The organism is Bradyrhizobium centrolobii (assembly GCF_001641635.1).
In the GTDB taxonomy this organism is placed as follows: domain Bacteria; phylum Pseudomonadota; class Alphaproteobacteria; order Rhizobiales; family Xanthobacteraceae; genus Bradyrhizobium; species Bradyrhizobium centrolobii.
Genome location: NZ_LUUB01000066.1, coordinates 45,752 through 71,640, shown reverse-complemented (window position 1 = coordinate 71,640; position 25,889 = coordinate 45,752). Strand labels below are relative to the sequence as shown.

28 protein-coding genes, 1 tRNA gene and 1 pseudogene are annotated in these 25,889 nt (G+C 63.3%); 16 read left to right on the top strand and 14 right to left on the bottom strand.

All coding sequences use genetic code 11. From position 1 onward, the window contains the following. Positions 1 to 61 precede the first annotated feature (61 nt). The 3 genes from AYJ54_RS22305 to AYJ54_RS47560 all read right to left on the bottom strand — a co-directional run bounded on the left by AYJ54_RS22305 (position 62) and on the right by AYJ54_RS47560 (position 5,553). On the bottom strand, positions 62 to 3,367 hold the full coding sequence (locus AYJ54_RS22305) for an acetyl-CoA carboxylase family protein (protein ID WP_063702221.1): 3,306 nt from the start codon (positions 3,365 to 3,367) through the stop codon (positions 62 to 64). Between the two features lie 12 nt (positions 3,368 to 3,379). Further along, positions 3,380 to 5,101 (bottom strand): AMP-binding protein, encoded by a 1,722-nt coding sequence (locus tag AYJ54_RS22300; RefSeq protein ID WP_063702219.1) that lies wholly within the window; start codon positions 5,099 to 5,101, stop codon positions 3,380 to 3,382. A 167-nt stretch (positions 5,102 to 5,268) separates the two neighbouring features. Then, a complete protein-coding gene (locus tag AYJ54_RS47560; protein ID WP_245329099.1) occupies positions 5,269 to 5,553 on the bottom strand; it encodes a hypothetical protein in 285 nt (94 codons plus the stop codon). Positions 5,554 to 5,745: 192 nt separating this feature from the next. Between AYJ54_RS47560 and AYJ54_RS22295 the strand changes: the two genes are divergently transcribed. Both AYJ54_RS22295 and AYJ54_RS22290 read left to right on the top strand, forming a co-directional pair. Further along, positions 5,746 to 6,246 carry a hypothetical protein gene (locus AYJ54_RS22295; RefSeq protein WP_063702217.1) on the top strand — a complete coding sequence of 167 codons (501 nt, stop codon included), beginning with the start codon at positions 5,746 to 5,748 and terminating at the stop codon, positions 6,244 to 6,246. Positions 6,247 to 6,257: 11 nt separating this feature from the next. After that, complete coding sequence (locus AYJ54_RS22290; RefSeq protein ID WP_063702261.1) at positions 6,258 to 6,734, top strand: hypothetical protein; 477 nt, start codon at positions 6,258 to 6,260, stop codon at positions 6,732 to 6,734. Positions 6,735 to 6,951: 217 nt separating this feature from the next. Here AYJ54_RS22290 and AYJ54_RS22285 read toward each other — a convergent pair whose 3' ends face one another. Beyond that, entirely contained in the window at positions 6,952 to 7,578 is a 627-nt protein-coding gene (locus AYJ54_RS22285) for a TetR/AcrR family transcriptional regulator (protein WP_063702215.1), read from the bottom strand. A gap of 159 nt (positions 7,579 to 7,737) precedes the next feature. Between AYJ54_RS22285 and AYJ54_RS22280 the strand changes: the two genes are divergently transcribed. The 3 genes from AYJ54_RS22280 to AYJ54_RS22270 all read left to right on the top strand — a co-directional run bounded on the left by AYJ54_RS22280 (position 7,738) and on the right by AYJ54_RS22270 (position 9,073). Next, a complete protein-coding gene (locus tag AYJ54_RS22280) occupies positions 7,738 to 8,115 on the top strand; it encodes a tautomerase family protein (protein ID WP_063702213.1) in 378 nt (125 codons plus the stop codon). Between the two features lie 154 nt (positions 8,116 to 8,269). Then, a complete protein-coding gene (locus tag AYJ54_RS22275) occupies positions 8,270 to 8,641 on the top strand; it encodes a hypothetical protein (protein WP_063702211.1) in 372 nt (123 codons plus the stop codon). Positions 8,642 to 8,677: 36 nt separating this feature from the next. Then, positions 8,678 to 9,073, top strand: a complete 396-nt coding sequence (locus tag AYJ54_RS22270; RefSeq protein WP_063702210.1) for a GFA family protein — start codon at positions 8,678 to 8,680, stop codon at positions 9,071 to 9,073. Positions 9,074 to 9,082: 9 nt separating this feature from the next. Here AYJ54_RS22270 and AYJ54_RS22265 read toward each other — a convergent pair whose 3' ends face one another. Both AYJ54_RS22265 and ubiA read right to left on the bottom strand, forming a co-directional pair. After that, on the bottom strand, positions 9,083 to 9,616 hold the full coding sequence (locus AYJ54_RS22265) for a 2'-5' RNA ligase family protein (protein WP_063702207.1): 534 nt from the start codon (positions 9,614 to 9,616) through the stop codon (positions 9,083 to 9,085). Between the two features lie 25 nt (positions 9,617 to 9,641). After that, positions 9,642 to 10,556 carry a 4-hydroxybenzoate octaprenyltransferase gene (ubiA, locus tag AYJ54_RS22260; protein ID WP_063702206.1) on the bottom strand — a complete coding sequence of 305 codons (915 nt, stop codon included), beginning with the start codon at positions 10,554 to 10,556 and terminating at the stop codon, positions 9,642 to 9,644. Positions 10,557 to 10,945: 389 nt separating this feature from the next. On the opposite strand from ubiA, the gene AYJ54_RS22255 reads away from it, so the two are divergent. The 4 genes from AYJ54_RS22255 to AYJ54_RS22240 all read left to right on the top strand — a co-directional run bounded on the left by AYJ54_RS22255 (position 10,946) and on the right by AYJ54_RS22240 (position 14,539). Beyond that, positions 10,946 to 12,073, top strand: a complete 1,128-nt coding sequence (locus tag AYJ54_RS22255; protein ID WP_063702204.1) for a hypothetical protein — start codon at positions 10,946 to 10,948, stop codon at positions 12,071 to 12,073. 684 nt (positions 12,074 to 12,757) lie between these two features. Then, the gene (locus tag AYJ54_RS22250; RefSeq protein ID WP_161491887.1) at positions 12,758 to 13,399 is read left to right on the top strand and encodes a class I SAM-dependent methyltransferase; all 642 of its coding nucleotides are present in this window, start codon (positions 12,758 to 12,760) and stop codon (positions 13,397 to 13,399) included. A gap of 43 nt (positions 13,400 to 13,442) precedes the next feature. Beyond that, the gene (locus AYJ54_RS22245) at positions 13,443 to 14,132 is read left to right on the top strand and encodes a glycosyltransferase family 2 protein (RefSeq protein WP_063702200.1); all 690 of its coding nucleotides are present in this window, start codon (positions 13,443 to 13,445) and stop codon (positions 14,130 to 14,132) included. Then, positions 14,129 to 14,539, top strand: coding sequence for a DUF2304 domain-containing protein (locus AYJ54_RS22240; protein WP_063702198.1), 411 nt, complete (start codon positions 14,129 to 14,131; stop codon positions 14,537 to 14,539). Before AYJ54_RS22245 ends, AYJ54_RS22240 begins: the two co-directional genes overlap by 4 nt. A gap of 34 nt (positions 14,540 to 14,573) precedes the next feature. Here the strand turns inward: AYJ54_RS22240 and AYJ54_RS22235 are convergent, their stop codons facing one another. Next, positions 14,574 to 16,271 (bottom strand): hypothetical protein, encoded by a 1,698-nt coding sequence (locus tag AYJ54_RS22235; RefSeq protein WP_136623855.1) that lies wholly within the window; start codon positions 16,269 to 16,271, stop codon positions 14,574 to 14,576. Positions 16,272 to 16,492: 221 nt separating this feature from the next. On the opposite strand from AYJ54_RS22235, the gene galE reads away from it, so the two are divergent. Further along, positions 16,493 to 17,605: a UDP-glucose 4-epimerase GalE gene (galE, locus tag AYJ54_RS22230; protein ID WP_063702194.1), complete on the top strand. Its 1,113-nt coding sequence runs from the start codon at positions 16,493 to 16,495 to the stop codon at positions 17,603 to 17,605. Positions 17,606 to 18,133: 528 nt separating this feature from the next. On the opposite strand, the gene AYJ54_RS22225 is transcribed toward galE, so the two are convergent. After that, positions 18,134 to 18,841, bottom strand: a complete 708-nt coding sequence (locus AYJ54_RS22225) for a hypothetical protein (protein ID WP_245329098.1) — start codon at positions 18,839 to 18,841, stop codon at positions 18,134 to 18,136. A gap of 110 nt (positions 18,842 to 18,951) precedes the next feature. Here AYJ54_RS22225 and AYJ54_RS54015 point away from each other — a divergent pair. The 3 genes and pseudogenes from AYJ54_RS54015 to AYJ54_RS49605 all read left to right on the top strand — a co-directional run. After that, positions 18,952 to 19,035 (top strand): annotated as a pseudogene (locus AYJ54_RS54015) (hypothetical protein); the annotation flags it as partial. Positions 19,036 to 19,051: 16 nt separating this feature from the next. Continuing rightward, positions 19,052 to 19,384 carry an autotransporter domain-containing protein gene (locus AYJ54_RS47550; RefSeq protein ID WP_136623854.1) on the top strand — a complete coding sequence of 111 codons (333 nt, stop codon included), beginning with the start codon at positions 19,052 to 19,054 and terminating at the stop codon, positions 19,382 to 19,384. Continuing rightward, positions 19,381 to 19,560, top strand: coding sequence for a hypothetical protein (locus AYJ54_RS49605; RefSeq protein ID WP_136623853.1), 180 nt, complete (start codon positions 19,381 to 19,383; stop codon positions 19,558 to 19,560). The genes AYJ54_RS47550 and AYJ54_RS49605 overlap by 4 nt, the downstream gene beginning before the upstream one ends. Positions 19,561 to 19,636: 76 nt before the next feature. Here AYJ54_RS49605 and AYJ54_RS22210 read toward each other — a convergent pair. After that, positions 19,637 to 19,711, bottom strand: a tRNA-Glu gene (locus AYJ54_RS22210). Between the two features lie 56 nt (positions 19,712 to 19,767). After that, complete coding sequence (locus AYJ54_RS22205; RefSeq protein ID WP_063702189.1) at positions 19,768 to 20,109, bottom strand: hypothetical protein; 342 nt, start codon at positions 20,107 to 20,109, stop codon at positions 19,768 to 19,770. Here AYJ54_RS22205 and AYJ54_RS22200 point away from each other — a divergent pair. Together AYJ54_RS22200 and rpoH are read left to right on the top strand one after the other, a co-directional pair. After that, positions 20,108 to 21,115: an RluA family pseudouridine synthase gene (locus AYJ54_RS22200; RefSeq protein ID WP_063702187.1), complete on the top strand. Its 1,008-nt coding sequence runs from the start codon at positions 20,108 to 20,110 to the stop codon at positions 21,113 to 21,115. The genes AYJ54_RS22205 and AYJ54_RS22200 overlap by 2 nt on opposite strands. Positions 21,116 to 21,330: 215 nt before the next feature. Then, a complete protein-coding gene (gene rpoH, locus AYJ54_RS22195) occupies positions 21,331 to 22,230 on the top strand; it encodes an RNA polymerase sigma factor RpoH (protein ID WP_063702185.1) in 900 nt (299 codons plus the stop codon). A gap of 221 nt (positions 22,231 to 22,451) precedes the next feature. On the opposite strand, the gene AYJ54_RS22190 is transcribed toward rpoH, so the two are convergent. From AYJ54_RS22190 to AYJ54_RS22180, 3 genes are all read right to left on the bottom strand, one after another. Further along, positions 22,452 to 22,676, bottom strand: coding sequence for a hypothetical protein (locus AYJ54_RS22190; protein ID WP_063702183.1), 225 nt, complete (start codon positions 22,674 to 22,676; stop codon positions 22,452 to 22,454). Positions 22,677 to 23,249: 573 nt separating this feature from the next. Further along, complete coding sequence (locus AYJ54_RS50785; protein WP_161491886.1) at positions 23,250 to 23,411, bottom strand: hypothetical protein; 162 nt, start codon at positions 23,409 to 23,411, stop codon at positions 23,250 to 23,252. Between the two features lie 220 nt (positions 23,412 to 23,631). Next, positions 23,632 to 24,246 (bottom strand): response regulator transcription factor, encoded by a 615-nt coding sequence (locus AYJ54_RS22180; protein ID WP_063702179.1) that lies wholly within the window; start codon positions 24,244 to 24,246, stop codon positions 23,632 to 23,634. A 391-nt stretch (positions 24,247 to 24,637) separates the two neighbouring features. Between AYJ54_RS22180 and AYJ54_RS49600 the strand changes: the two genes are divergently transcribed. After that, positions 24,638 to 24,817 (top strand): hypothetical protein, encoded by a 180-nt coding sequence (locus AYJ54_RS49600; protein ID WP_136623852.1) that lies wholly within the window; start codon positions 24,638 to 24,640, stop codon positions 24,815 to 24,817. 90 nt (positions 24,818 to 24,907) lie between these two features. Here AYJ54_RS49600 and AYJ54_RS22170 read toward each other — a convergent pair whose 3' ends face one another. After that, a complete protein-coding gene (locus tag AYJ54_RS22170; RefSeq protein ID WP_063702257.1) occupies positions 24,908 to 25,129 on the bottom strand; it encodes a hypothetical protein in 222 nt (73 codons plus the stop codon). Between the last annotated feature and the right edge of the window lie 760 nt (positions 25,130 to 25,889).

Below are 25,889 nucleotides of genomic sequence, written 5' to 3'. Positions count from 1 at the left end.
GATGCTTCGCATCGCCCCGGAATGACGGCGAGTGTGCAACGACGCAATTGCTGCGCCGCCCTCACCACGTGTCGACGCACGGCCGCTTCTTCTCCTTCCGCGGCGGCGGCTTCGGCACAGACCGCAGGCCGGCCATGATCCAGCGGCGCGTCTCGGCGGGGTCGATGACGTTGTCGATCTCGAATACGGAGGCGATCGAGACCGCCTTGCCGTTGGCGTAGAGCTCGGCGACCTTGTTGCGGTAATAGGTCTCGCGCTCGACAGGGTCGGCGATCGCCTCCATCTCCTTGCGGAAGCCGAGGCGGACATAGCCTTCGAGACCCATGCCGCCGAACTCGCCGGTCGGCCAGGCCGCGGTGAAGAAGGAGGCGTGGAAACCACCGCCGATCATCGACTGCGCGCCCAGCCCATAGCCCTTGCGGAGCACGATGCCGAACAGCGGCACGGTGAGGCTCGCGCCGGTGACGAACATGCGCGAGACATGGCGAACGATCGCGGTCTTCTCTGCCTCGGGGCCGACCATGAATCCGGGCGTGTCGCAGAGCGAGACGATCGGAAGATCGAAGGCGTCGCAAAGCTGGAGGAGGCGCGCGGCCTTGTCGCCGGCATCGGCATCGATCGCGCCGCCCAGATGGCGCGGATTGTTGGCGATCAGCCCAAACGGCTTGCCCTCGATGCGGATCAGCGCGGTGATCATGCCGAGGCCGTAGTCGCGGCGAAGTTCCAGCACGGAGTCCCTGTCCGCGACGAGGTCGATCACGCTGCGAATGTCGTAGACGCGCAGGCGGTTCTCGGGGATCGTGCGGCGAAGCAGGCGCTGGTCGGCAGCCTGCCAGTCGGTTACCGCGCCCTGGAAATAGGACAGGTATTTCTGCGCGACCCGCGTCGCCTCCTCCTCGTCCTCGACGAGAATGTCGATGACACCGTTCGGCGCCTGGAACGAGACCGGACCGACTTCGGCGGGATGATAGACACCGAGGCCGCCGCCCTCGATCATCGCAGGGCCCCCCATGCCGATCGACGCGTTCTTCGTCGCGATGATGACGTCGCAGCAGCCGAGCATCGCGGCGTTGCCGGCAAAGCAATAACCGGAGACGACGCCGATCACCGGCACGAGACCGGAGAGCCTTGCGAACTGCACGAACGATGGACCGTCGAGGCCGGTCATGCCGAGGCGATCGGTGTCGCCGGGCCGGCCGCCGCCGCCCTCGGCGTAGAACACCAGCGGGACGCGCCAGTCTTCCGCCAGCGTCAGCATGCGGTCGATCTTCTTGTGGTTCATGTGGCCCTGCGTGCCCGCGAGCACGGTGTAGTCATAGGCCACGACGATGCAGCGCCCGCCGTCGGCGCCGAATTTGTCGGCATTGACGGTGGCAACGCCCATGATGAGGCCGTCGGCCGGCGTGTTCTTGATGAGATCGTCGAGCTTGCGCCGGCGGCGCTGCGCCGCGATGGCAAGGCTGCCATATTCCATGAAGGAGCCATCATCGACGAGCTGGGCGACGTTCTCGCGCGCGGTACGCTGGTTGGTGTTGCGGCGGCGCTCGACCGAGGCCGGGCGGTTCTCATCGAGCGTGTTGGCCTGGCGCGCGATCAGCTCAGCCAGATCCGGACGGATATGGTCGAGATCAACATCGGCTTCCGCGGTCGACGTATCGGCCGCGACGTCGAGCGGCTCGAGATACATGATCGGCTCGCCATGCATCAGCGTCACGCCGTCGCCGGCGACGAGCTTCATGACACGGCCGCCCTGCTCGGCCATCACGAGATGCTCCATCTTCATGGACTCGATCACGGCGAGCTGCTGGCCGGGCCGCACGATCTCGCCTTGCTTCACCTGGATGGTGACCACCGTCCCCTGCAACGGCGCAGCGACCATCACCGTCCCTTCGGGCACCTCCTGCGTGATGGGCGCTTCAGCGCCGGAGCCAGCGCTTCGTTCGGTCGCAGCAAAGTACAGCGGCCTCGCCGCGCCATCGGCCGCCTCGACGAGCTTCGCGATGTTGCGATCAATGAAATCGGTCGCGATGCGGTTGGTCCTGAAATCGGGGTGCGCGAGCACCGCCTGGAGGAAAGCGATGTTGGTGACGACGCCGTCGATCCGGAACTCGCGCAGAGCACGCGAGGCCTTGGCGACCACATCGTGCCAGGCTTCACCGGGCGTCTGCACGATGACCTTTGCGAGCAGCGAGTCGAAGGCAGCGCTGGTCTTGTAGCCGGCATAGCCAAAGCTATCGACACGGACGCCCGGCCCTGACGGCGGCTCGAACACGGCAAGCACTCCGCCGGTCGGATGCGTCGCCCCTAGCTCGTCCAGCGTTTCCATGTTGACACGAAGCTGCAGGGCATGGCCGCGCGGCTTCGGGATCGCATCTTGCGACAGGCCGAGCGAGGCCAGCGAGGCGCCGGCGGCGACCGCGAGCTGGGAGCGGACGAGATCGAGCCCGAGCACCTCTTCCGTCACGGTGTGCTCGACCTGGAGCCGCGGATTGGCCTCGATGAACGCAAAACTGTCATCAGCGCTGCCGTCGACCAGGAACTCGAACGTGCCGAGATTGTCGTAAGAGGCAGCAGCCGCAAGCTGCTTCGCCGCCTCGATGATGCGGCCGCGCAAGGACTGGCTCAGCGAAGGGCTCGGCGCCACCTCGATCAATTTCTGGTGCCGGCGCTGGATGGTGCATTCGCGCTCCCAGAGATGAGAGACGGCGCCATGGCGGTCGCCGATGATCTGCACCTCGATATGGCGCGCCTGCCGGATCAGCCGCTCGGCATAGACGCCGTCGAAGCCGAACGCGGCCTTGGCCTCGGACTGGCAGCGCGCATAGGCTTCCGCGAGATCGGCTGCGCTCTCCACCACGCGCATGCCGCGGCCGCCGCCGCCGGCCATCGCCTTGATCACGATCGCCGCATTGCTGCCGAGCGATGCGAAGAACGCCGTGATCTCCTCCAGCGACGACGGGCCGCTGGTGCCGGCAATGATCGGCACGCCGCAGCGCTTGGCGAGCTGGCGCGCCGCGACCTTGTCGCCGAACAGTTCGAGCGCCGCAGGCTTCGGCCCGACGAAGGTAATGCCTTCGGCGGCGCAGGCCTTCGCAAACGCCGCGTTCTCGCTGAGGAAGCCATAGCCGGGATGCACCGCATCGCAGCCCGCCGCCTTGGCCGCCTTCACCACGGCGTCGATATCGAGATAGGCCCGCGCGCCGCGGCCCGGAATTTCGATCGCCTCGTCGGCGACGCGAACGTGCAGCGACAGCGCATCGTCGGCGGGATGGATCGCGACCGTCGCGATTCCGGCATCGGCCGCCGCGCGCGCGATACGGATGGCGATCTCACCGCGATTGGCGATCAGGAGCTTTTTGAACGACATGAGATCTCTCACTCAGACTGCAGCAGGCAGGTTTGGATTGAGGTCCTGCTTCTTCACCTTGCCCGTCGCCGTCAGGGGCAAGGCATCGATGATGCGCACCTCCGGGACCTTGTAGACGGCCATGCGCTCGGCGCACCAGGCGCGCAAATCCTCTGCCGAGATGGTGCCGACCGCTTCCGGCTTGAGCTGGATGTAGGCCACCGCCACCTGCCCCTTGTCGGGATCGTCGCGCCCGACCACGCCGGAGCCCAGCACCTTCGGATGCTGCCCGAGCAGCGCCTCGATCTCCGGCGGAAAGACGCTCATGCCCTTGACCTTCAGCATCTCCTTGCGGCGGCCGAGGAAGTGCAGGAAGCCATCTTTGTCGATGGTGCCGATATCGCCGGTGCGCAGCCAGCCATCGACGAGCGACTCTGCAGTCGCTTCAGGCTTGTTCCAGTAGCTCTTGAGCAGCGACGGCGCGCGGACGCGGATCTCGCCTTCCGCACCGAGCGGCAACAGCGCGCCGGTCTCGAAATCCGTGATCATGAACTCGGCGCCGGGGACCGGCAGGCCGACGAAGATCGGCTGATTGTTGAGATCGAAATCATCGTCCTGGAAGCCGGCGGTGAAGGTGTTGGAGGTGTGGGTCTCCGTCATGCCCCAGGCCGCCTCCATCAGGATGGTGCCCGTGAGATCCTTCCAGCGCCTGCGATAGTCGGCGTTGAGCTTCTTGACGAAGGAGACGACGCGCACCTGCTTCAGCGACGACAGGTCGAACTCGCTCCAGCGCGGATGGTCCATCAGCTCGACTGCGCCGTCCACCGGCATCGCGGTGATCGTGACCTTGTACTTGTCGATCGCGGCCATCGTGCCGACGGCATCCCAGCGCGCCAGCAGGACCAGCGTCGCGCCGGAGAACAGCGGGAAGATCAGGCCGAAATTTTCACCGGCGATCCAGAACTCCGGGAAGAACGACAGGAACACGCTGCTCTCATCCGACAGGACGGAGATGCCGTAATTGGCGGCAGCCGTATAGACCATGTCGCGATGGGTGTGGACACAGCCCTTGGGCATGCCCGTCGTGCCGCCGGTGTAATTGAGCGCCGCGATATCATCGAGGCCCGGCGGCGGCAGTGGCGTTGGTGCGGGCATTGCGGCGAGCGCAGGCAACAGGTCGGTGGCGCCGAGCACTGCGACGCGCGGCGTACGGATCGAGTCCGGCGTAGGGAATGCCGGCGTTGCCGGCACGACATCGGCAAAGCTCGTGACGATGATCTCGCGCAGGCGCAGCTCGCCTCTCGCCTGCTCGATGATCGGCACGAGCTGGTCCAACGCCACGATCACTTCGGCCTGGGTGTCGTTCAGCTCATAGGACAGCTCGAAGGCGCGCGACAGCGGGCTGACGGGGACGTGGATCGCGCCGAGTTTCAGGATGCCGAAGAATACGATGTGGAATTGCGGGCAGTTCGGCAGGAAGACGGCGACACGATCGCCCTTGCGCACACCCTTCGCCTGCAACAATGCCGCAAAGCGGTCGCTCTGCTGGTCGAGATCCGCGTAGGTCGTGACGTGACCGTAGAAGATCACCGCGGGCCGCTCCGGGCTGCGCTTCGCCCAGGCGCGCAGATATTCCGTCAGGGGAACTTCGCCGTGCAGATAGCTCGGCGAACGCGGCATGCCCTCCGGCCAGGCCTTGTCCCACAGGCCCCGCAAGGTGGCGAGGTAGTCCTTCTCGTTGAGGCCTGCGCTCATGACGTCTTCCCGTGTTGCTTTTCTTTTCGCGAGGGCACGCGCGTGCCCTCGCCCGACGTCGTTACACGTCGAGCACGGCGGACTTCATGTCAAGAAAAACAGTGCTTTCGCGTCACGCGCGGATGCCGCGACGCGGAAAAAGCAACGAGTTGCGGCAAGCTCTTCCGTTACGCCGCGCGCACGCCGTCAACGAAGGCGCTGTGCGTCCGGCCGCTTGATTGCAGCACGAGGCCGGCGGCATGGCCGGTCTCCGAGGTCGCGTCGGTGACGCCGGAAATGTTCTGCGAGACCTGGTTGGTGCCGGAGGCCGCCTCATGCACGCTGCGGGCGATCGCTTTCGTCGCGGCGCCCTGCTCCGCGCGGCGACTGCGATCGACGAGGAGATCTCGTTGGCCTCCATGATTGTCGTGCGGACGCTCTCGAGATTGGAATAATTCGAAAAGCTCATTCAACGCACTGCACGCTACGCGTGCTTCTGCATGTTGCGAAGCATGCTGAGCCATCACCCAAATCCACGACCTCGAATCTAGAAGACCTCGATATCGACCTTCCGGACGTTGACTTGCAGAAGGCTCTGGCAGAACGATCGACCGTGAGATGGAGCGCCAGACGCAGCGCGCGCGCAGCCAAGGGTCACAACCTCAATGCAGCAACCTACCTATGCCGGGTCCGCCGGGCTTCCCGCGCTCAGCGCGGCGGAACGCCTCTTCATCTGGGGATTCAGGTCGAGGGCACAAAGCGGACGCCCCGTACCGACCGCAGCGGACGTCCAGCAAGTCTACGACCATTTCCGCGTGGGAGATGCAGTGCCCTCTCTGGAATCCCTGATCGAGATCTTCGCTTGCTCAGCCCACACCGCCATCGAACTTCACTGCCCCACCTGTCCGCGCATGTCCGAAAGCGAACATGGAATTCTGCGGGGCATCGCGGCGGCACAAAACGAACGCACCGATGTCGCGCGCGATCAATTCGAGTGCTGGCTGCCGGCTGTCGCCGCGGATTGGGCTCTGGCTCCCGTTCAAGGGCTTGCAACGATATTCCGCATGGCCGGACTGATCCTGCCGGACCGGCACATTCGGTCTCCCAGGCATGATCAGGTCATGATGATGAAGAGCTGGCTCGTGGGAAGCCATACATTGCACTGATGAGATCATTCATGATCCAGGACACGTCCGGCTCGGAGCCGGCTTCGCATCCGTTAGCGCCTCGATCGCAATCCTGCCCGCTCGATGCGCTTCCACGGCAACCGAGCATCGAATGCTATGATCATTTTTCGCGCGTGGCGCTGTCGCTGTTCCGGTTCATTGGCGCTGCCTATGCGACGGGCGCGTCCGATTGCTGGGAAGCGGCCTATCGCTTTGCCGAGGAGACACCCGACGTATCCGACAGCCCCCTCCTGGTCGCGCGAGTTGCTGCGCTCGTCAGAATCCTTCGGAGCTGCCGGGCATGCAATCTATGTTTCATGCCGCCATCCTGCAGCCGCCTTTCGAAAGATGAAGCCGAACTGATGCGGCTGCTGGCGGTCGCCCGCAGCAGAAGACCCGGCGAGCTTGAATCCGTCGTTTGCAAGCTGGTCGGCACCGAGAAGGAGGATGCAGCGACGCGGGCGGTCAACGCGCTTGCATTCTGTTAGGCAGAGCATTGCTGCGTTGGTCCGTCACTTTGATGGGTTCTAGTCGCATACGGACCGGTCTTGCGATATCAACATCGCCATGGAGACGCAGAACTCGATGCCCTCCATGAAACCTCCAGACGACCCCAGGGAGCATCACCACTGGGGTCGTCGTTCCGGATGGTGCCGTAGCACGCGCACCTGCCAGGTGATTTCCAAGGCCGACGGCAGGATCGACCTAGCGTTCGTGTGAGCGCGGCTCGGCCTGGCGGCTCTTCTTGCCGAGCACGAGATCGATCGTGTGGGCGGCTATCTTGCGAAGCTGGGCTTCGTCGCCGAAGGCGCGTTCGAGCACGGCAAGGCCGCGCGTCACGGTGACGATGTGCAATGCTGCGGCTTCGGGCGCGCCGCTGAACTCGCCCCGTTTGGCGCCGGCGGCCAACGCGTCCTCGACCAGCCCGGTGATGCGTGTCACCAGGTCGGCGAAGGCCCAGCGGGCATCCTCGTCCAACCCCTCGCCTTCGGCCGACCCGAGCTCCATCAATCCGCGCGTGGTCGGACACCCGCGAGGCGGTGTCCCGGAACGGAAGTTCGTGATCGTCAGATCGAAGAAGGCCGTGAGGCGCTTGCGCAAGCTGCCGGCGCCGAGTGCCGCTTGCACGGCGCCGACATAGTCGCCCGCGTAGCGCTCATAGGCACGGAGGAACAGTGCCTCCTTGCTGCCGAAGGCATTGTAGAGACTGCCGCGCTGAACGCCGGCATCGCGCGCGATATCCGAGAGCGACGTGCCACGCACCCCGTTGCGCCAGAACCGGTCGAGGGCGATGCGCAGGACGTCGTCGTTGTCGAACTCGCGCGGCCTCAAGCGTCTCTCCTTTGCCCGACAAGTGGCATCCTGGTCCGCCGGGGCGGCTCAAATGTATTTGACATGATGTCAAGAATGCGATTTCTTGACAGAATGTCAAAAACCAACCGGTGGGGCAAGCGCCGCAGCGGTTCAGGCCGGCATGGAAGGAGATTTGCGATGCCTCTGCTTCATATTTCGCTGCGCGCTGGAAAGCCGGACGCCTATCGGCAGGCGATTCTCGACAGCCTCTACCGCGCCATGCGCGAGGCACTCAATGTGCCCGAGGGCGACGAGTTCATGACCATCACCGAGCTTGAGCCTGCAAACTTCCGCTGCGGCAACGCCTACGGCGTCACACGCAGCGACGACGCCGTGCTGATCCAGATCACCGTATTCGACACGCGCACCGCCGAGCAGAAGAAAGCGCTGTACCGGAGGGTCGCGGACCTGCTCGGCGAAAGCCCGGGCATTCGGCCGGAAGACGTGTTCGTGAACGTCCTTGATGCTCCGAAGGAGAACTGGTCTGTCGGACACGGCCTCGCGCAGTTTGCGTGAGACCGCGGGCATGGACCCGCCGCAACGGCGATGACGGCCATCGCAATATGCCACCGCACGTCCGACGTACCCCTTGAGAATTGACCGCTGGAAGGCTCTGATGGGGGCGGAGTAAAATCTCCCACCGATCCGAAGCCTTGGGACCCGAAGCGGCATGACCATGTCGGTCGAGCAATTGTGGAGCCTGCCGGAAACCGCGCTGATCGGCGCCTACGCCGAGGCACGCCGCCGCTATGCAGAGAAGAAATTCGAGCGCGACACCCAGCGGGCACGGCTCGAATGGATGCGGGCAAAACTGTTCGTCAACACGCCGGGCAACGTGACCGAGCGCAAGATGGCGGTCGATGTCTCGGAGGAGCTGGCGCGCAAGGGCCAGGAGGTGCGCGAAATGACCCGCGATCTCGACATGCTGAAGATCGACGTCGATGTGATCGACACGATGATCCGTCTGCGCGGCGCGCAAGGCGGTCCGCAGGTCCACGCCGACGAGGTGGCCGAGAAGCCGCCAGAGCCGGAAGGGGAGTGACGCCGTGATCATAATCGACCGCGGGCGAAAGCCGAAATGACTACATTCAGGGGAAGCTGCCTGTGCGGCGAGGTCGCCTTCGAGGTCGAAGGCCCGTTCGATCGTTTCCTGAACTGCCACTGCTCGCGTTGTCGCAAGGCAACCGGGTCGTCGCATTCCTCCGAGGTAATCGTGCAGGCCGCGGCGCTGCGATGGCTGCGTGGCGAGGCTTCGGTCGCGCGCTACGACCTGCCGACGGCGCGGAGCTTTGCCACCGCGTTCTGCAAAATCTGCGGCAGCCCCATGCCCCACCTCACCCGCAGCGGCCGCGAGGCGATCATTCACGCCGGCGCGTTCGATGAGCCGCTCGGCGCGACGCCGGACCGACATGCGCAGTGGTCGTCACGCGCGGATTGGTATGTGCATGGGAACGGGCTACCGGTCGAGGACTGACGCGCAGATCTAAGGCAGCAATTTCCGCTCTGAAATGATCCGCACAGGTGGGAAAGCGACGCAATCGACGACGTCGAACAGCACTTCGATCTTTCGATCGAACGATCGTGCAAACGCAAGAGCGTCGTCGCGCCGTTCATCGGAGATGTGCATGCCGAGCGTGCAGTGCGGTGTCCACGCTTCGGGCCGGTAGTGAGGTCGACAATACGCGGGATCGATTGCGGCGCTGATCGAGCTGTGGAGTCGGGTGAGGATGTCGTTGGCGGTTGGCTCTGCCCAGAGCACAAGAGGACTGCCTTCGAACCAGCGGATACGCCTGAATTCGATGCCAATTTGGGCTTGGCCAGCGACGGCCTCGAGCATCGCACTCCAGGCAGTCTTTTCGTCGATTTCGGGCGAGTCGTAGATTGCGAATGTAAAATGAGGTCGGTAGCCAAGCTTGCGCATCGACGGCTCGATCTCAAACACGCTGACCTGGTCCCACAGGCGTTCGATGTCGTCTGCTGAGCTGTTGTCAGCACGGATGTTGATCGCCAATGCCATAAAGCTCACCCGGTGGATCGAATGCTCACCAAGTCCCCATGAGCGCCGTGATTGCCAAAAACACGCCGGTCAAAATGTTCGACAAAAACAGGCTGAAACTCAGGTTCGGGCGCTCGAGGTCGATGCGCCAGGCCTGCCAGGCGAGGTGCGCGGCGATCACCGCCATTCCGGCAGCGTAGGACAACGACATGCCCAGCAGCCAGCCGCCCAGCGACCATGATACGACCGTAAGGGCGTAGACGAGACCAATACAGGCTTGTCCCCTCTCGCCGAACAGGATTGCCGTCGACTTCAAGCCGAGGCGGATGTCATCCTTGACATCGACGTAAGCGTAGACGGTGTCGTAGCCGATTTGCCAGCTGATGGCGCCGATCCACATCACGATGGCGCCAGGCGGGATATGCCCGGCCGCCTCAGCCCAGACCATCAGCATTCCCCAATTGAACGCCGCCCCCAGGACGGCCTGTGGCCAGTAGGTGAATCGCTTGCAAAACGGATAGATGAAGACGAGCGGCAGCACGCAGATTGCCATCAAGCGTGTGTACTGACTCAAGAAAACCAGCAGTGACGCCGCGAGCCCGAGCTCCACGATCAGGAACGCGATCGCTTGGCGGAGTTCGAGCTGACTGCTGGCCAGCGGTCGGAAGCGTGTCCGTTCGACGTGCGCATCAAACTTGCGATCAGCTATATCGTTGACGGTTGAGCCGGCGCTTCTCATCAGCAGCGCGCCGAGCGAGAAGACGATCAACTGCCAGAGCGCAGGAGATCCGTGCGAGGCCTGGATCAGCGCGGCGAGGCACGGAAACAGCGTGAGCCAAATCCCGACGGGCCGGTCCAGGCGCGCAAGCCGTGCATACGGCCGCCATGTTAAAGGCAACCGCCGGTCAACCCAGTCGCCGGGGTGGATGTCGCTGAGGTCGGGACGGCTCAACGCGGTCATGGCACGAATTCCAGGGTGTGGGCCCCACAAATTACGGCGCATTTCGATGTCCGCCTTGCCGGCGTGACACTACGCTTGTTCTCGATGATGAGCGTACAGTACTGCACCACCATCGCCAACGCTCGGCGTGACGCCGGACGAGTTTCGCTGCGCTCTACCCATCCTACGGGCGATGCAGTCTCGAGTTGCGTCTTGCCGCGAAACAAGCTAATGGCGTGCCCACAAATTCCATTGCTGGAGGCGGCCATGTTTGCGATTGCGCGCTTCCCGGGTTCGATGCGCGATACTTGACGCATACCCCGGGACTGAAACCCCGGGTGAGATTCCAAGCCCTCAAATCGATTGAACCTGCTTGCGGGCCTCGCGTTCGCACGAGCGGAATTATTGTCATGACTTCAAGTCTGTTGGCCTCCCGCCGGGACGCCGAGCGTACCGACGTGTTCGAGCGTCGGCTGCGGAGATATCATCCCCGCTTCCGGGGAGCGGTGTATACTCTGGCAATGCGGCACTCGCGCATTGCGGACCTCGCTGCGAGCTTTCCTGCGCTTCTGTTCGCGCTGGCCGTGCCGCGGCCTGCGTTCGATCCTGCGCCCGCGCTCGCATGCGTGATCGATGGGCTTGGCCTCGCGGAGGTGGCGGCCGCCGCCGATCTGCCCCTGTGGCTGCGCAGGCTGCCTCCAGAGGCATTCGCAGGCCCGATCGCGAGGTTGCCTGACAGCGAGTTCTTTCGCCGCCAGATCGCCAACCATCTTCCGCGCTCACCAAAACTCGCGCCGATCTGGCTTCAGGTCGTGGCTGACGTCGCCTCCCTCGCGCATGAACCGGCGGCGTTGTGGATCGCGCGCGAACTCGTCCGCGAGCCGAGAGGAGTGACCCCGGCTCGGCTGCGGCTCATCTGCCTGTGGTCGTGGTTTTCGACGCAACGGGCAACGTTCGGACGCGAGCTCATCACGCAGCCATGGACGCCCGATATGCGCATGGGTACGGCCCTTGCGGCCGCGGATGATTGGCGAGTGGGGATCGCGTTGCATGTGAGCCTCGGCCGCGAGGTGATCGCCGACATGTGGCTTCGAGCTGGTCACGTGGCCGGTTACGATTTCCTTCCGTTGAATTCGGTCTCTGCCATCGCAGAGGAGGCGGACGCGATGAGGAACTGCCTCAAGACTTACGGCTACAACGTGGCACACAATCGCTCGCGGCTCTGGAGCGTCCGGAGGAATGGCGAGCGCGTCGCCACGCTGAGAGTTGGCTGTGGTCCTCGTGATCCCTTCCCGAGCATCGTCGAGCTTGAAGGTGCTGGCAACACCGAGGCACCGCGCGAACTCTGGTGGGCCGCGCAGCAGTGGCTCCAGACGCACGATCTGTTGCAGATCAACACGGGACAGCGGCGCTGGGGCACAGCGCCGCTCGACCGCGCCACGTGGCTATCGGTCTGGCGGCCATATTGGATCGCCAAGCGCCGCATTCCGGATTGGCTGACGATCGCACCGTCCCGCAGCGCTCTTCAGGCGCTATGAACCAGCGGGTGAGTGCTGCGATAGAGGCAGAACTGATTGGGATGATGCAGTCATGGCGCGGCCACTCAGAATAAAACCGCGAACTCTTATGCGATTGAGATTGCTATCGAATTCCAGACTGCGCCGACGCCGTACCCTCCTATCCGATCGAGCCCGTCATGAAGACGCCGGAGCTCACGGACAAGCAGTGCGCCAGCATCCTGGGCGACGACGCGGCCAAGCTGCTCTCAGGATCAGCCTCAGCTGACGTGGCGCCAGCGTGGCGAGGCTGGCGCCTAGTACCCTCGGATGACCGCCGTCTCACAGTGCCGCACCGGCGAGAGTCTGAACCATCCTCGATCTATTTCGCAGCTGCCGGCCAGGCGCCTGCGGCCGCGTGGACGTTCGCCGAGAGGAACAATTCGGCATCCGACGCATTTTTTGCATTGAAGAGAGGCTAGGGGCGCGACGCATGTGCTGATGCGAAACGACCGAACTGCGCTTACACTTGAGTGTCCCGCGTGCAGTCGGGCGACGCCGCATCGGTTTCTTTACGCTAAGAACGGTTGCGACATCTTCCAATGTCGTGACTGCGGACTGGGACGCACCGAGGCATCGAGCTTCGATCCCCTCGCCTATTATGACGATGGCTATTTTTCCGGCCGTCAGTCCGACGGCTACGCCGACTATCGCGGCGCCGAACCCGTGCTGCGGCGCGAGTTCGCCCGCACGGTCGAGTTCATCCAGCACCGCAAGCCACAGGGCCGCCTGCTCGAGATCGGTTGCGCCTACGGCTTTTTTCTCGATGAAGCCCGCCGCGCCGGATTTGAGGTGAGCGGCATCGAGCCGGCGGAGGCGGCTGTTGCCCATACTGGCGATCTCGGCCTGAACGTCGTCTGCGGCCTGCTGAGCGAAGCGACTCTCAACTCGCTTGGCACCCTGGATGTCATCGTCCTCCTCGACGTCATCGAGCATCTGCCCGACCCGCAGGAAGCGCTCGCGCTGTGCACGGACCATCTCCGGCCGGACGGAATCATCGTGCTGACGACCGGAGACTTCGGTTCCTTGGCGGCGCGGTCAACCGGCGCGCACTGGCGCCTGATGACGCCTCCACAGCACCTGTGGTTCTTCAACTGCGACAGCATCGCGTCTCTGGCCCATTCGGTCGGCCTTCGCGTCGAGAGTTCCGATCGCCCCTGGAAATTCGTGCCGTTCTCCCTGATCGCCTTCCAGGTCGGTCGCATGCTCGGCCGCAAGATCGCGGCCAGCCCGACCGGCAACCGGTTCGCCATTCCGGTGAACCTGTTCGACGCGATGCGCGTGGTCTTGAGCAAGGCGCCCCCATGATACGAGCCTCCCATGGGTTATCCTCGTTGCGGATGGACGAGACATGACCGGCCGGATTCGCAATCCTTGGGTCGTTGTCGCGGCGTACAATGAAGCGCCGGTGGTCGGCAGCGTCGTGTCCGGCATTCGCCGCGCCGGATACGCGGTGGTCGTGGTCGATGACGGCTCCGGCGACCGAACCGGTGACGTCGCGTCGCTCGCAGGCGCGGTCGTCGTCCGGCATCCGATCAACCTCGGACAGGGCGCTGCGCTGCAGACCGGCATCGACTACGCCCTCGAGCAGCGTGCGGATGCGCTCGTCACGTTCGACGCCGACGGCCAGCATTCCCCCGCGGCCATCCCGGCGCTGCTCGCGGCGATCGAGCAGCCCGGCATCGATTTCGCGCTCGGCAGCCGCTTTCTCACCGGCGCGACCGCAAATCTGCCGATGTCGCGCCGCCTCCTGCTCAGCGCGGCGCTCTGGTTCACGCGCGCGAACACCGGACTGCCGGTCACCGATACCCACAATGGCCTACGGGCGATGACCGCGCGCGGCGCCCGCGCGATCTCGTTGCGACAGAACCGAATGGCGCACGCGTCCGAGATCCTGCACCAGATCGCGCAGAGCCGCCTGCGCTTTGTCGAAGTGCCGGTGAATATCGAGTACAGCGCCTATTCGCTGGGCAAGGGTCAACGCATCACCGATGCGCTGACCATCCTGATCGATCTGTTTGCGCGGAGGCTCTACCGATGATCGCGCAGCTGTTGCTGACAGCCCTTCTGACGTTTGTTCTGGTCTACGCCTGGTCGGCGCATCGGACGGTGCCGATCATCGGCCTGCTCGCGAGCGGCGCTGCGCTCGCCGGCCTCTACTTCGTCTGGGTGCAGGAGCACGCCACAGCGCTTGCGGCCCTCGTGGGTATCGGCCGCGGCTCCGACCTCATCGTCTATATCTGGGTCGTGATCAGCCTGCTTATCATGCTCAACTTGCATCTCAAGCTGCGGCTCCAGCTCGACATGATCACGCGGCTGGCGCGCGCCGTGGCGATCGATCGCGCCAAGGAGAGCCAGCGTGAGGCAGTCCCTCGGCGAAAACGTCGCCCGGTCGTGTTGGGCCGAAAGGCCGAGGCGCCCCCGATCGATTCGCAGGCGAAGAAGTAGATGCCATTGCCAAGTCGCGCCTGGACTTGGCGCGTCACTCACCGAGCCCGCGACGATTGGCGTAGATCCGGGCGAACGGGCGGCCAAATCGCTTGATCTCATCAACCAGTACGGCCGTCGTGCCGTGGGCACAAGGCCAGCGCTCGGTGGCGATCAGGTAGTCGGCCTCTTCCGGATGTGTTTCGGCAATCCAGTTGCGACGGAACATCACGCCTGCCAGTTGCTCGCGCCAGGCCAGGCAGACCAGCACGCGCGGTGGATCGCCCGCGAACCGGCCCTCGGCGTCAATTCGATCCTCGAGGCGGCGCAGCGCCTCGGGAGCCGCCATACTCCAATAATCGAGGTCGAAACGGCCGTAGGCGCCAGCGACGCCGCCTGCCAGACTGTTCATCGCGATATATTCGAGCGGATGCAGGATGACGAGCATCAGCACGATGGCGGCCGCGTGCGCGACCGCGAGGGCCGCGGGCACAATCGGGAGGCGTCGCAAGACGGGCAAGAGGCTCGTGAGCCCGCGCGCGGCCACGATGGCGAGCATTGGGATCACGAACAATACGTGGCGGACACCGTCATAGAGCGTCGAGCCCTGCAGGATGAGCACCGCGACAGGCCCGAACGCCGCCACACTGACGACCAGCACCGCGCGCGATCCCGCAAGCTCGGCCGCGAGTGGTCGCAGTCCCATGATGCCGGACCGGCGCACGGCGCCGAGGGTGGCGCGGGTCCACGACGCTGCAGCACCGAACCAGACCGCCATGCCGAGCAACAGCAAAGCCAAAAAGCCTTCGGGCAGACGCGCCAGGAGCTGTCCGGGGATGTACCAGGCGGGCACGTTATCGGTGAATGTGAGCCGGCCCCAGTTCTGGAATTCGAACGAGGTGTCGAGCGTATCAAAGTGCCTGTAGGCCTCGAGGAATTGTATGAGCGGATTTCCAATCTGCAACCACGGCCACAGCGCAATCGCCGTCAGCCAGGCGATGAGGATGACCAGCAACGTATGCAGGGCGATCTGGCGCAATTGGGCATAGCCCGCGCGGCCATGGCGCAGCAGCACCTCGAGCAGGCACAGGCTCATGCCGCCGACGAGGTAAGCGTGCGTGATCACCCCGCCGGTGCGCGTCGCGATGGCGAGGCCGGTGGCGAGGCCTGTCACAAGGGTCAGACGCCAGCTCGGCACCACCTGCCGCACCATCATGACGATCGAGAGCGTCGACCAGCTCATAGCGAACATGAACGGCACGTCGATAGGGGCGAAGAACAGGTTGCCGTACAGGTAGCCGGTCAGCAGGCACAGGGTGAGCGCCGTCAACCCAGCCCAGTATCCGACCGTGAGCCGTGCCATCGGCACGAAGGCGGCGAGCCCAGCGAGGCCGAACAGGAAGGTCATCGCGTGCCGGACCGTGATCGGGTTCGCGAGCTCAAGCGACTGTACGGCCGCGACGAGCATCTGAAACCACGGTCCATACATCCACAGATACTCTTCGACCGTCTCGAACTGAGACCGATCCGCAAAGGCGCTCGTGTACCAGGCAAGCGCCTTGGGGCCGTACTCGTCGGTGTTGAATTCGTCGGTGGATGGCCCGTAATCCGCGGCGGTCGCAAGCCCGATGACCAAGGCCACGCCCAGCACAAGGAGCACCAGCAACGTCTCGGCATGGCGAGCAGCAAATGCGAGGCCGAGTTTCGGCCTCGCAAACCCAGAACCTTCGCCATCCACCCGTTCAAGCGCCATACATTGTCCTGCGATCGAGCGGCTGCCCGAGGAGTTCAAGCGGCGGATCATGACGCAAGCGGCTCTGCCCTGCCGCCTGCATCACATCAGGCGACACCCCGCTCAATCGCGAGCGAACCCCCAGCGCATCTCAAGTGTTGTCCTTGGCTGGGCTCCGATAACACGCCTGAAGGGAACTTTGTTCCGAAGTTTCAATTCAGGCATCCCAAGGCAGATTAACAATGGCGATCCTTGTCACCGGAGGTGCCGGATACATTGGGAGCCACATGGTGTACGAACTCGTTGATCGTGGCGAACAGCTCGTCGTGATCGATGATCTTTCGTCGGGGTTCGAATGGGCAATACCATCCGGGGCCCCGCTTTTCGTTGAGGGCATCGGGGATCAGAGGCGAGTTGCGTCGCTGATCGCCAAGTATGGGATTTCGGAGATCATTCACTTCGCGGCTTCTGTCGTTGTCCCGGAGTCGGTTGCCGCACCGCTTCGATATTATCGCAACAACACCGAAAATTCCCGAAGCCTGTTCGAGGTCGCAATCAGGAGCGGAGTGCAGTGTTTCATCCTCTCGTCGACGGCTGCGGTCTACGGGAATCCGCAGGCAAATCCCGTCACGGAAGACACCCCCGTTGCGCCTGTATCACCTTACGGCTCATCCAAATTGATGGCCGAAACAATGCTGCGTGATGCTGCACGCGCTCATGGCCTACGCTACGTCATCTTGAGATATTTCAACGTAGCAGGGGCCGATCCTGCCCTCCGCACTGGGCAGGCAACGCGAGGGGCAACGCATCTTATCAAGGTTGCAGCGGAAACCGCCGTGGGTCTACGAGAGAAGATGCAGGTTTTCGGCACCGATTATCCCACGCCTGACGGGACCTGCATTCGCGACTATATCCACGTGAGCGACCTCGTAAACGCTCATTGTCACGCGCTTTCATACCTGCGCGGTGGTGGAGAGCCCCTGACGCTAAATTGCGGCTACGGCCGCGGCTTTTCGGTCATGCAGGTGATCGACGCCATGCGGCACGAATCCGGAAACGACTTTCCCGTCGAACTTGCCGCGCGCCGGCCTGGCGATCCGGCGAAGATCGTGGCGTCAGCGGAACGGATACGCAATCTGCTGGGCTGGCAACCCCAATGGGATGATCTTTCCCTTATTGTCCGCCATGCGCTCGCTTGGGAACGCAAACTATTGGCACAAGGCAACGCAAGGCTTCCGTCCAGAGTGCTTCAGCCAGTCCCGCCTCGTCCCATTGTCGGCAAGGTGAGACGGGACAAGCGTCTGCCGCGCGGAAGTTCAACACTCATCCAAGAACAGAGCACGCGGCGGCGATGATCCTGGTGATGGAAATCGTGCCATGACTGCGCTCGTTTTCCGCCTTCCTGGGTGCGGGACTAGCGACGAGATTCGGCAAGAAGGTAGGCCGCGCGCACAGGAGCCCTTGTTCGTCTGGTCGGCGGCAGCCGTGATTCAGAACCGCTTTGCTGGCCGCGACGAACCGAACTCCGCCTTCTCTGTCTCGCGCTCCAAAGCCGATCTTCCCTCAAGAGCGCGAGCTAAACCAAATGGCCCGGAACGGGGTCACGGCTATGCTGGAAGGTTTAAGCCAGGTCTGCCTTGCCCGCAGGAGCGGACATTCTGTAATCGCTCATTATGCGAATTGAGCCGCCAAGTCAGAAAACTTCGCTGATGCAGTCGGCGGTGAGCAATCACATAGCGCTACCCGACGGGGGCGGCATCGTAAAATGTCGCAGAACACCGCGGAATATCGCAGCTTGGCGCGCCACCGCAGAATAAAACTGCGAACTCGTATGTGATTGAAATTCCAATGGTGTTCGACAAAGCGCAATGATCGATGCTCGGTCACCGCGCATCCGCAAGGGCCCGCGGCTCGACCAGCAGGCCCTGCCGTTCGTAACGGCGGCGAGTTCTGCTGAAGCGTACGACAACGGCATATCGGGTACTGTTCGCCTTGACGCGCCGCGTGAGCAGGGCATCGCCCGCCGGCAGAAACTCGAGATCATCGAGGCCAATGCAGCGCAGACACGCCGGGCCGGGAGGCTCCATCATCAGGAGATCACCGGTGCCGCCGCAGCGATGGCATGTCCACTCCCTGTTCAATGGCTGGACCACTACCAGTTCCGGGCCGCGGCTTGCCTTTTCCGCCAGGCGCTCGCGCTTCGCCTCGGAGAGTTCCGGCGGCATCCAATGCGTCCGAAATGACGCCTCGATCTTAGGATCTCCGCTTCGACTGAAATGCAGTGTCCGGCGTTGCGGAGTACGATCAACATAGGCTGTCGGGCTCGCGATCAGCCCTCTCTTGATCGCCCAGGACTGGAAAAGCTGCATGGCTTCCAGGATGCGCGGCAGATCGACCCGGACAACTTCCTCCATGCAATCGACCTGCCCGCGCTGCCAGGGCCCGACCGCTCCGGGATCAAGCCAGCCGATTCCGATGAGGACGTCGGTGGCGCTCACAAAGTGCCGGGAGGCAGGTGCCTCTTCAGCTGCCTTCGCGACGCGATCGCCAAGTGGAACTCGATTCTTCCGGCTCATGGTAACCTTCAGCATCCTTTCAATCGACGCCGAGCCCGACCTGCGGTAACCCGGCTCCCAGCCCCGGCGATCCGGCCAACGGCTCGACCGATGTCACGGCGCGCGACTATGGTTACGCCGCCGGCATGGATTATCACGTTTCGTCGAACACGGTTTACGGGTTTGCGCTTGCTGGCGGCGGCACCAGCCGGGCACTCGACCAGGGGCTTGGCGGCGGCCGAAGCGATGCATTCCAGGCAGGTCTCTACGCCGCGACCCGCGCGGGGCCGCTTCGACCAACTCACCACTCTGGCGGCCATGCCATTGGTGCTGCGGGCCCGCGCCGCATGGGCCCATGATTGGGTCAGCAATCCCTCGCTCGAGGCGATGTTCGAGACACTGCCGGGCGCAAGCTTCACGGTCCAGGGCGCAGCGGCGCCGCGGGATTCCGCACTCGCTTCAGTCAGCGCCGAACTGCACGTCACTGCCAACTGGTCGCTTGCTGCCAAGTTCGACGGCGAGTTCGCCGCTGGCGCGCAAACTTATGCCGGCACCGGCGTCCTGCGGTACAATTGGTGAAAGCGACCGATAACAAAGTGGAATCGGACGAGGCGAGGAGCTGGTCGGCTCAGCCGCTGCGCCTGAACATGGATGTTTCGTTGTCGTCTGCCGGAGTTTCGATCGCCGCGGGCAAGCCGATGCGCACATCGCGCGGGCTAAACGCGAATTTCTGGCGAAAGACATGGCTGAAATGAGCGTCGCTGACGAAGCCGTGCGGGTAAGCGATTTCGCAGCGGACGCTATCGCACAAAATCGTACTTTAGCATGACATGGCGCTCCCTAGGGGAATCGAACCCCTGTTTCAGCCTTGAGAGGGCCGCGTCCTAACCGCTAGACGAAGGGAGCGTGAGGGGTACCGAATAGCCTCGAAATTTGTCCGCCGCAAGGACCGAACGGGCCTTTTATGGCTCATTGGCAAATTTCAGCTTGCCGGCCGGCCTCAAGGTGTGGACATCGAAGGTGCGGATCTCGGTCGCCCCGCCCACATCGAGCGTGACCACCAGGCGATCGCCAGCCACCGCGGTCGAGACGATCCTGGCGCCCTTCGGCAGGGTGGCGGTGACGTCGCTCATGGCCTCGGCCACCCTTCCCTCCGACTTGAAAAGGCGGTAGCCCACCGCGATCAGGACGGCGCAGATCGCCAGCGCCGTGGTCAACCCCGCGATCAGCATCATCCGCCGCACCCGCGCGAACAGCGCGGCCTGCTCGGGGGTCGGTTCGGGAACAGCGGTTTCGGTCGTCATGCAGGGCTCTGGGTCAGCGCAAAGGTTGGAGGTTGTCGTTGCCGGCGACGAGGGTTCGGCCCGGCTCGACCGGGTGCTGGCCGCGCGCTTGCCGGACCTGTCGCGATCAAGGCTGAAAACCCTGATTCTGGCGGGCGCGGTGAGCCACAGGGGCGCCGCGGTCCGCGACCCCGCTTATCACGTCGGAACGGGCGATACGATCATAATCGACGTGCCGGAGGCGGCGCCCGCGGAGCCCCAAGGGGAAGACATCGCACTCGACATCGTGTTCGAGGACGACGACATCATCGTCATCAACAAGCCGAAGGGCCTCGTGGTGCACCCCGCGGCCGGCCACGAGACCGGGACGCTGGTGAATGCGCTGATCGCCCATTGCGGCACCTCGCTGTCGGGCATCGGCGGGGTGCGCCGGCCCGGCATCGTGCACCGGCTCGACAAGGACACGACCGGGCTGATGGTCGTCGCCAAGAACGACCTCGCCCATCAGTCAATGACCGCGCAATTCGCCGATCACGGGCGGACAGGTGCAATGCGGCGCGGTTACATGGCCTTCGCCTGGGGGCTGCCGAACCGGCAGCGCGGCACGGTCGATGCGCCGATCGACCGCCACCCGTATGCGCGGGAGAAGATGGCGGTGCGCCAGAGCGGCCGCGAGGCGGTGACGCATTGGGAGATTCTGGAGAGCTTTGCCGGGCGCGACGGCAAGGGCGTGGCGGCGCTGCTCGCCTGCGAGCTCGAGACCGGACGCACCCACCAGATTCGCGTTCACCTCGCCCATATCGGACATCCGCTGATGGGCGATGCCCTCTATGGCCCGCATTTCAAGACCAAGGCAAACCAGCTCGGCCCTGAAGCGCAGGCGGCTTTGGCGGCCCTTGGACGGCAGGCCCTGCATGCCTATTTGCTGGTACTGGAGCACCCGAGGACGGGAGAACTTCTTCACTGGGAAGCGCCTTTGCCGGAGGATTTGCTTCTCCTTGAAAGCGCTCTGAAAGCGGCGCTATGACGCAGGCGGCTTCAGAAAACCCTTACCTTACAAAAAGTTATAGCTGGCACACGGGGACGTGACGTCAGTAATCCTTCCCTAAATGACCCCCGATGGGGTATATTGCGGCTGCGTTGAAAGACCAACGCGGAACATCGCAGTCCGGCCGGCTTTAACCAAGCGGTCGTCTGCCTGGCCCGCCGCTATCGGGGGCCTGAACCTTTGGAGGGCGCACTATGGCCCGTACCGTTGCTTTGCCGGTCCTCAATGGAGAATCCGGCCTTTCCCGCTACCTCGCCGAGATCCGCAAGTTTCCGATGCTGGAACCCCAGCAGGAATACATGCTCGCCAAGCGCTGGCGCGAGCACGACGATCGCGAGGCAGCACATCAACTCGTCACCAGTCACCTGCGGCTCGTGGCCAAGATCGCCATGGGCTATCGCGGCTACGGCCTACCCATCTCCGAAGTTGTCTCGGAAGGCAACGTCGGCCTGATGCAGGCGGTGAAGCGTTTCGAGCCCGAGAAGGGCTTCCGTCTCGCCACCTACGCCATGTGGTGGATCAAGGCGTCGATTCAAGAGTACATCCTGCGTTCCTGGTCGCTCGTGAAGATGGGCACCACCGCGAACCAGAAGAAGCTGTTCTTCAACCTGCGCAAGGCGAAGAGCAAGATCAACGCGCTGGACGAGGGTGATCTGCGCCCCGACCAGGTGCGGACGATTGCCAAGCGCCTCGGCGTCACCGATCAGGACGTGATCGACATGAACCGCCGCCTCGGTGGCGACGCGTCGCTCAACGCGCCGATCCGCGACGACGGCGAGGCCGGCGAATGGCAGGACTGGCTGGTCGACAATACGCCCAACCAGGAAGCCATGATGGCCGAGCACGAGGAGTACGATCACCGCCGTGACGCCCTCAACGGCGCCATGGGCGTGCTCAACCCGCGCGAACGCCGCATCTTCGAGGCCCGCCGCCTCGCCGATGAGCCGATGACGCTGGAAGACCTTGCCGCCGAGTTCGGCGTGTCGCGCGAGCGCGTCCGCCAGATCGAGGTCCGCGCCTTCGAGAAGGTGCAGACTGCGGTCAAGGGCGCGATCGCGAAGCAGGAACAGGCTGCGCTGGAAGCCGCGCACTAAGCGCAGCGTTTCGGCGCCAGAAATTGGCGGATCGAAAAGACAGAAAGGCCGGCGGCAACGCCGGCTTTTTTGTTTGTTGCGGAGGTGTCCGCCAAGCGTTCGCTGCCCCCCTTCTCCCTTGTGGGACATCTTTCAACGCCAAAAGCGTCGAGAGAACCCAAAAATCAGGATGACGCTCTCTGATCTGCCGCTGGCGCTCAGCGGGGGTAGATCGCGAACCTTCACTCGGGGTTGTCGAGCTTGTCCATCTCAGCCCTCGCCAGGGCCGTGGCTTTCTCGATGGCCTGTTCACGCGTGAGGGTGTTGGGGTTCAACCGGCGCGAGACAAGGTTATCCCAATAGAACCTGACCGATTTCCGTCCGTCGGCGAACCATACCTCGAAACTTCCGCAGTCATCGTCTGCGCCGCGGTGAGGGATGATGCGGATGGGGTCGCCTTCGGCCATGGATGAATTGCTACCATTCCGGCAGGATGTGTACAACGGCGGCGACGTTGTCCGCCGATCAGCAATCCGACTCCAATTGCATGAAGGAGAAGCGCGCACGTCCTGGACGGCGTGGCGGACGAGATGCGGCGCAACATCGGCCAGCCTGTTGAAACCGAGCTTCGTCTCGTCGCCTGCCCCTCGACCCGGAATCGGGCTGTTCTTTTGAAACACCGCGAAACGCGCCGTTTGGTCGCTGGTGCTCGCGAGGCTTCGAGTGGGATGTCTGGTCGCGGCGCCACCGGAACGCACCGACGAGGCAGCGTGTGCACTGCCAAACGATTGCAGAAGCCCTAGCACATTTCCTAGAGCGGGTGCATGCTGCCGTTGCCGAGGTTGCCCCATTGCGGAGGCTGCCAGTCGGGCCGTGAGGAGGGCTTGGTCATGCGTCACCGATCCAAACCGCTACTCGACAACGGGATTGCTTACAGGGCCGGCGTGATCGGTCTCGGGTTGCTTCCCATCGCCATGGCGTTCGCTGCGGTTCTCATACCGTGATCGGTGGCGTCGGATCTGCCAGAGACGGAGGCGGCCTTACTGCTTGGCGCGCTTGTCCTGCATGCGCAGCCGATGGAGAAAGTTTAGCTGGTCGTCCAGTTGCTGTGCTCTATGTATCGTGCTGAGCAGTTCGACTACAAGCCGTTCACTTTCTGCGATGGCCTTGTCGGCCCTTTGGAGAAGCTGATCGTCCTGCATTGGCGCGCTTCTCATTGTGCAGGCGAGAGCGCGACCGGTCTCTCAGCCACCGGCGCCTACGGCGTCTCAACCGGTGATGCGGGGTAACGAACTCGGGTCGCAGTTGGTTCGAGACGGAACTCAGCCAGAAAAACTGTATGCCAACGCCGCCACTCGCGAATAACCAGTAGCTTGCGTTGGGTTTGGTAAATTGACGCACGTCTTCGCTCCATGAGGCGACCTACTTGATCAGAAGGCTGAGCCGCTCGGCGATTACGACGAGTTGCGCCAACGATTGAGCTTTCATTTTCTCCATAATCACCTGTCGATGCGCCTTGACCGTGCGCTCTGTCGACCCCAATGCATGCGCGATCTGTTTGTTTGGCTTTCCCCTGACAATCAGATCGAGTACCTGCCGCTGGCGCGGGGTTAAGCTCGAAAGAAGGTCTCGGAGAGCTTCGATGTCCTTCGCCAGTCTCTGTGCTATCCGGTGCCGAGCTATCGCTTTCTCAATTGTGCTGAGTAGCTGATCCGACGTTACGGGTTTGATCAGGAAGTCGTCCGCCCCCGCCTTGATCGCCTTCACGGTGACGCTCACGTCGGCGTGGCCGCTGAGAAAAATAACAGGGAATGTCGAGCCCATTTCGGCCAAACGGCTCTGTAACTCGGGGCCGCTCAAGCCAGGCATTTGGACATCGAGAAGAATGCAGCCCGCGATTTTGTCGTCTGGTTGCTCGTCCAGCAGCTGTTGAGCGGACGAGTACGTGATCACGCGATAACCGGCTGCTTCTAGCAAACGCTGGGTGGCTGTTCGGAACGACGCATCGTCGTCCACGACATGGATAATGCCGGGCAACTATCTCTCCGCGCGGACGAAAAGTGGCTGTGCTTGCTTGTTGATCTTCTTGGTAGTGCAGCGCCTTCTCGTCCGGCGCTATTGCCGGTCGTGTCGCTCTTGGTTCCTACTATCGAACTCGGATTGCCCTGCGCCAATTAAATTTAAGCCGAGAGCCTGAGACCATAGTCTAGGTGTCACCATTCGGCTGCAAATGCTTCGGAAGTGCGCTCGTAGTGCCAGAACCGGCGCTCTCGAGTTTGGTCGAACTCGCGACGTCGCATGCGCATCCGGCTCTGGGGCATCGACGCATCCGAAAGCAACCAGCTATGCCGGGCCGAGGACAGCCTCCAATATCGGTGCGGCGCCAAGGCCACCAACTCGCTCTATGGAGTTCATTGGAGCTCAGACGGTGACCCTGCAAGCCGGTTGCGGTCGATCGTTACGCGCGGTCGCATCGTGTTCGGTCGGCTGTGAGGATCTTGCCCAATGGCTCGTGCGCCATGGACTGGCGCTGGATTGGCCGCGCGACAGCGGCGGTCGCTATGTGGCGGCTCAGGAGGAAGCCCGACGCAGCGAACGCGGCATGTAAGCGGGCAGCTTCGTCGAGCCGTGTACTTTGGGGCATAAACAACCGCGATGGCGATATGCTTGCGGGTTGCGGTGCGGGCGTTGCCCGCCATTACCGCATTTCGAGCTCCTTGATCGCCAAAGCGGCGATTTCCGCCGGGTGATGGAGACCGCTTTGGGCGATCTTGATGATCTTCTTCGCGACCATTTCCGTAAGGGGGTCGTCGCGATCCTCCACGCAAAGGGTATGGAGCGCTTGGTCGTAGGCCGCCGTGATGCGGTTGACCATTTCCGCGTCCAAATCGTGGGTATGCGAACCTAGGTAGGTGGACATGTTCTTAGCCTCCCAAGCCCACGCAGGTACCAAGGACATGATACCACGGGAACCCAGTTGGATACCACGGGAACCAAGTTGGCGATCGGATAACTACGGACCCCCAGAGAGCCGCGTGAGTGCCAAGCCCGGGGGGGGGGGCGCTTTGGTCCTGCCCCGGATGGGCAGATGCTCGCTCAGCTTCGACCACAGGAAATGAGAAGACCGCCAACTGGGGCGGCCTGATTCTTACTTCGGCGACTTTAGGCCCGGTGAGGCCAGCCATTCTCTCAGGTGAGAAGCGGTCTTAGCTCGTCGGGCTTGGCGAATAAGCCGCTCTCTGCCGGGCGGAATGCCTTGGGTCTCTTCCCGCAGACGCTGCGCCTCCTCCACGAGCAGTTCTTCCAAAGTGGTGTTCTTGAAACGAAGTCTTCTCAGCATCACGTTTGCTCCCTGGAATGCAACCGGGAGCGCGATCGCTCTCTCTGGCACCGGCGCCTACAGAAAATCTGTCTTGGCCGATGATGCTGGGGCAACGCCTCCACAGGGCAAAGGTTGCTAAGCAAGTTCGGGCAACTCGCCTCAAGGGCTGCGAGCATCCACGATAAATTCACCTATGATAAAGAGATTTCGGTTCCGCCGGATCGGTGAAGTCTGACGCGCGTTCTCATAGCGGCGGCAAGCAAGTCGCGCACACGCAAGGAGGCTGCGCACAAAGCCCAACGGTGGCAGCCATGGTGAAATCCCTTCCGACCCACGACCATGGTCAATCGTCCGACTT

Excerpts from the sequence above, each read along its gene's own strand:
- AYJ54_RS22305 (WP_063702221.1), bottom strand. The coding sequence starts at position 3,367 with ATGTCGTTCAAAAAGCTCCTGATCGCCAATCGCGGTGAGATCGCCATC.
- AYJ54_RS22300 (WP_063702219.1), bottom strand. The coding sequence starts at position 5,101 with ATGAGCGCAGGCCTCAACGAGAAGGACTACCTCGCCACCTTGCGGGGC.
- AYJ54_RS22295 (WP_063702217.1), top strand. The coding sequence starts at position 5,746 with ATGCAGCAACCTACCTATGCCGGGTCCGCCGGGCTTCCCGCGCTCAGC.
- AYJ54_RS22290 (WP_063702261.1), top strand. The coding sequence starts at position 6,258 with ATGATCCAGGACACGTCCGGCTCGGAGCCGGCTTCGCATCCGTTAGCG.
- AYJ54_RS22280 (WP_063702213.1), top strand. The coding sequence starts at position 7,738 with ATGCCTCTGCTTCATATTTCGCTGCGCGCTGGAAAGCCGGACGCCTAT.
- AYJ54_RS22275 (WP_063702211.1), top strand. The coding sequence starts at position 8,270 with ATGACCATGTCGGTCGAGCAATTGTGGAGCCTGCCGGAAACCGCGCTG.
- AYJ54_RS22270 (WP_063702210.1), top strand. The coding sequence starts at position 8,678 with ATGACTACATTCAGGGGAAGCTGCCTGTGCGGCGAGGTCGCCTTCGAG.
- AYJ54_RS22265 (WP_063702207.1), bottom strand. The coding sequence starts at position 9,616 with ATGGCATTGGCGATCAACATCCGTGCTGACAACAGCTCAGCAGACGAC.
- ubiA (WP_063702206.1), bottom strand. The coding sequence starts at position 10,556 with ATGACCGCGTTGAGCCGTCCCGACCTCAGCGACATCCACCCCGGCGAC.
- AYJ54_RS22255 (WP_063702204.1), top strand. The coding sequence starts at position 10,946 with ATGACTTCAAGTCTGTTGGCCTCCCGCCGGGACGCCGAGCGTACCGAC.
- AYJ54_RS22245 (WP_063702200.1), top strand. The coding sequence starts at position 13,443 with ATGACCGGCCGGATTCGCAATCCTTGGGTCGTTGTCGCGGCGTACAAT.
- AYJ54_RS22240 (WP_063702198.1), top strand. The coding sequence starts at position 14,129 with ATGATCGCGCAGCTGTTGCTGACAGCCCTTCTGACGTTTGTTCTGGTC.
- AYJ54_RS22235 (WP_136623855.1), bottom strand. The coding sequence starts at position 16,271 with ATGGCGCTTGAACGGGTGGATGGCGAAGGTTCTGGGTTTGCGAGGCCG.
- galE (WP_063702194.1), top strand. The coding sequence starts at position 16,493 with ATGGCGATCCTTGTCACCGGAGGTGCCGGATACATTGGGAGCCACATG.
- AYJ54_RS22225 (WP_245329098.1), bottom strand. The coding sequence starts at position 18,841 with ATGCTGAAGGTTACCATGAGCCGGAAGAATCGAGTTCCACTTGGCGAT.
- AYJ54_RS47550 (WP_136623854.1), top strand. The coding sequence starts at position 19,052 with ATGCATTCCAGGCAGGTCTCTACGCCGCGACCCGCGCGGGGCCGCTTC.
- AYJ54_RS22200 (WP_063702187.1), top strand. The coding sequence starts at position 20,108 with ATGCAGGGCTCTGGGTCAGCGCAAAGGTTGGAGGTTGTCGTTGCCGGC.
- AYJ54_RS22205 (WP_063702189.1), bottom strand. The coding sequence starts at position 20,109 with ATGACGACCGAAACCGCTGTTCCCGAACCGACCCCCGAGCAGGCCGCG.
- rpoH (WP_063702185.1), top strand. The coding sequence starts at position 21,331 with ATGGCCCGTACCGTTGCTTTGCCGGTCCTCAATGGAGAATCCGGCCTT.
- AYJ54_RS22190 (WP_063702183.1), bottom strand. The coding sequence starts at position 22,676 with ATGGCCGAAGGCGACCCCATCCGCATCATCCCTCACCGCGGCGCAGAC.
- AYJ54_RS50785 (WP_161491886.1), bottom strand. The coding sequence starts at position 23,411 with ATGCAGGACGATCAGCTTCTCCAAAGGGCCGACAAGGCCATCGCAGAA.
- AYJ54_RS22170 (WP_063702257.1), bottom strand. The coding sequence starts at position 25,129 with ATGTCCACCTACCTAGGTTCGCATACCCACGATTTGGACGCGGAAATG.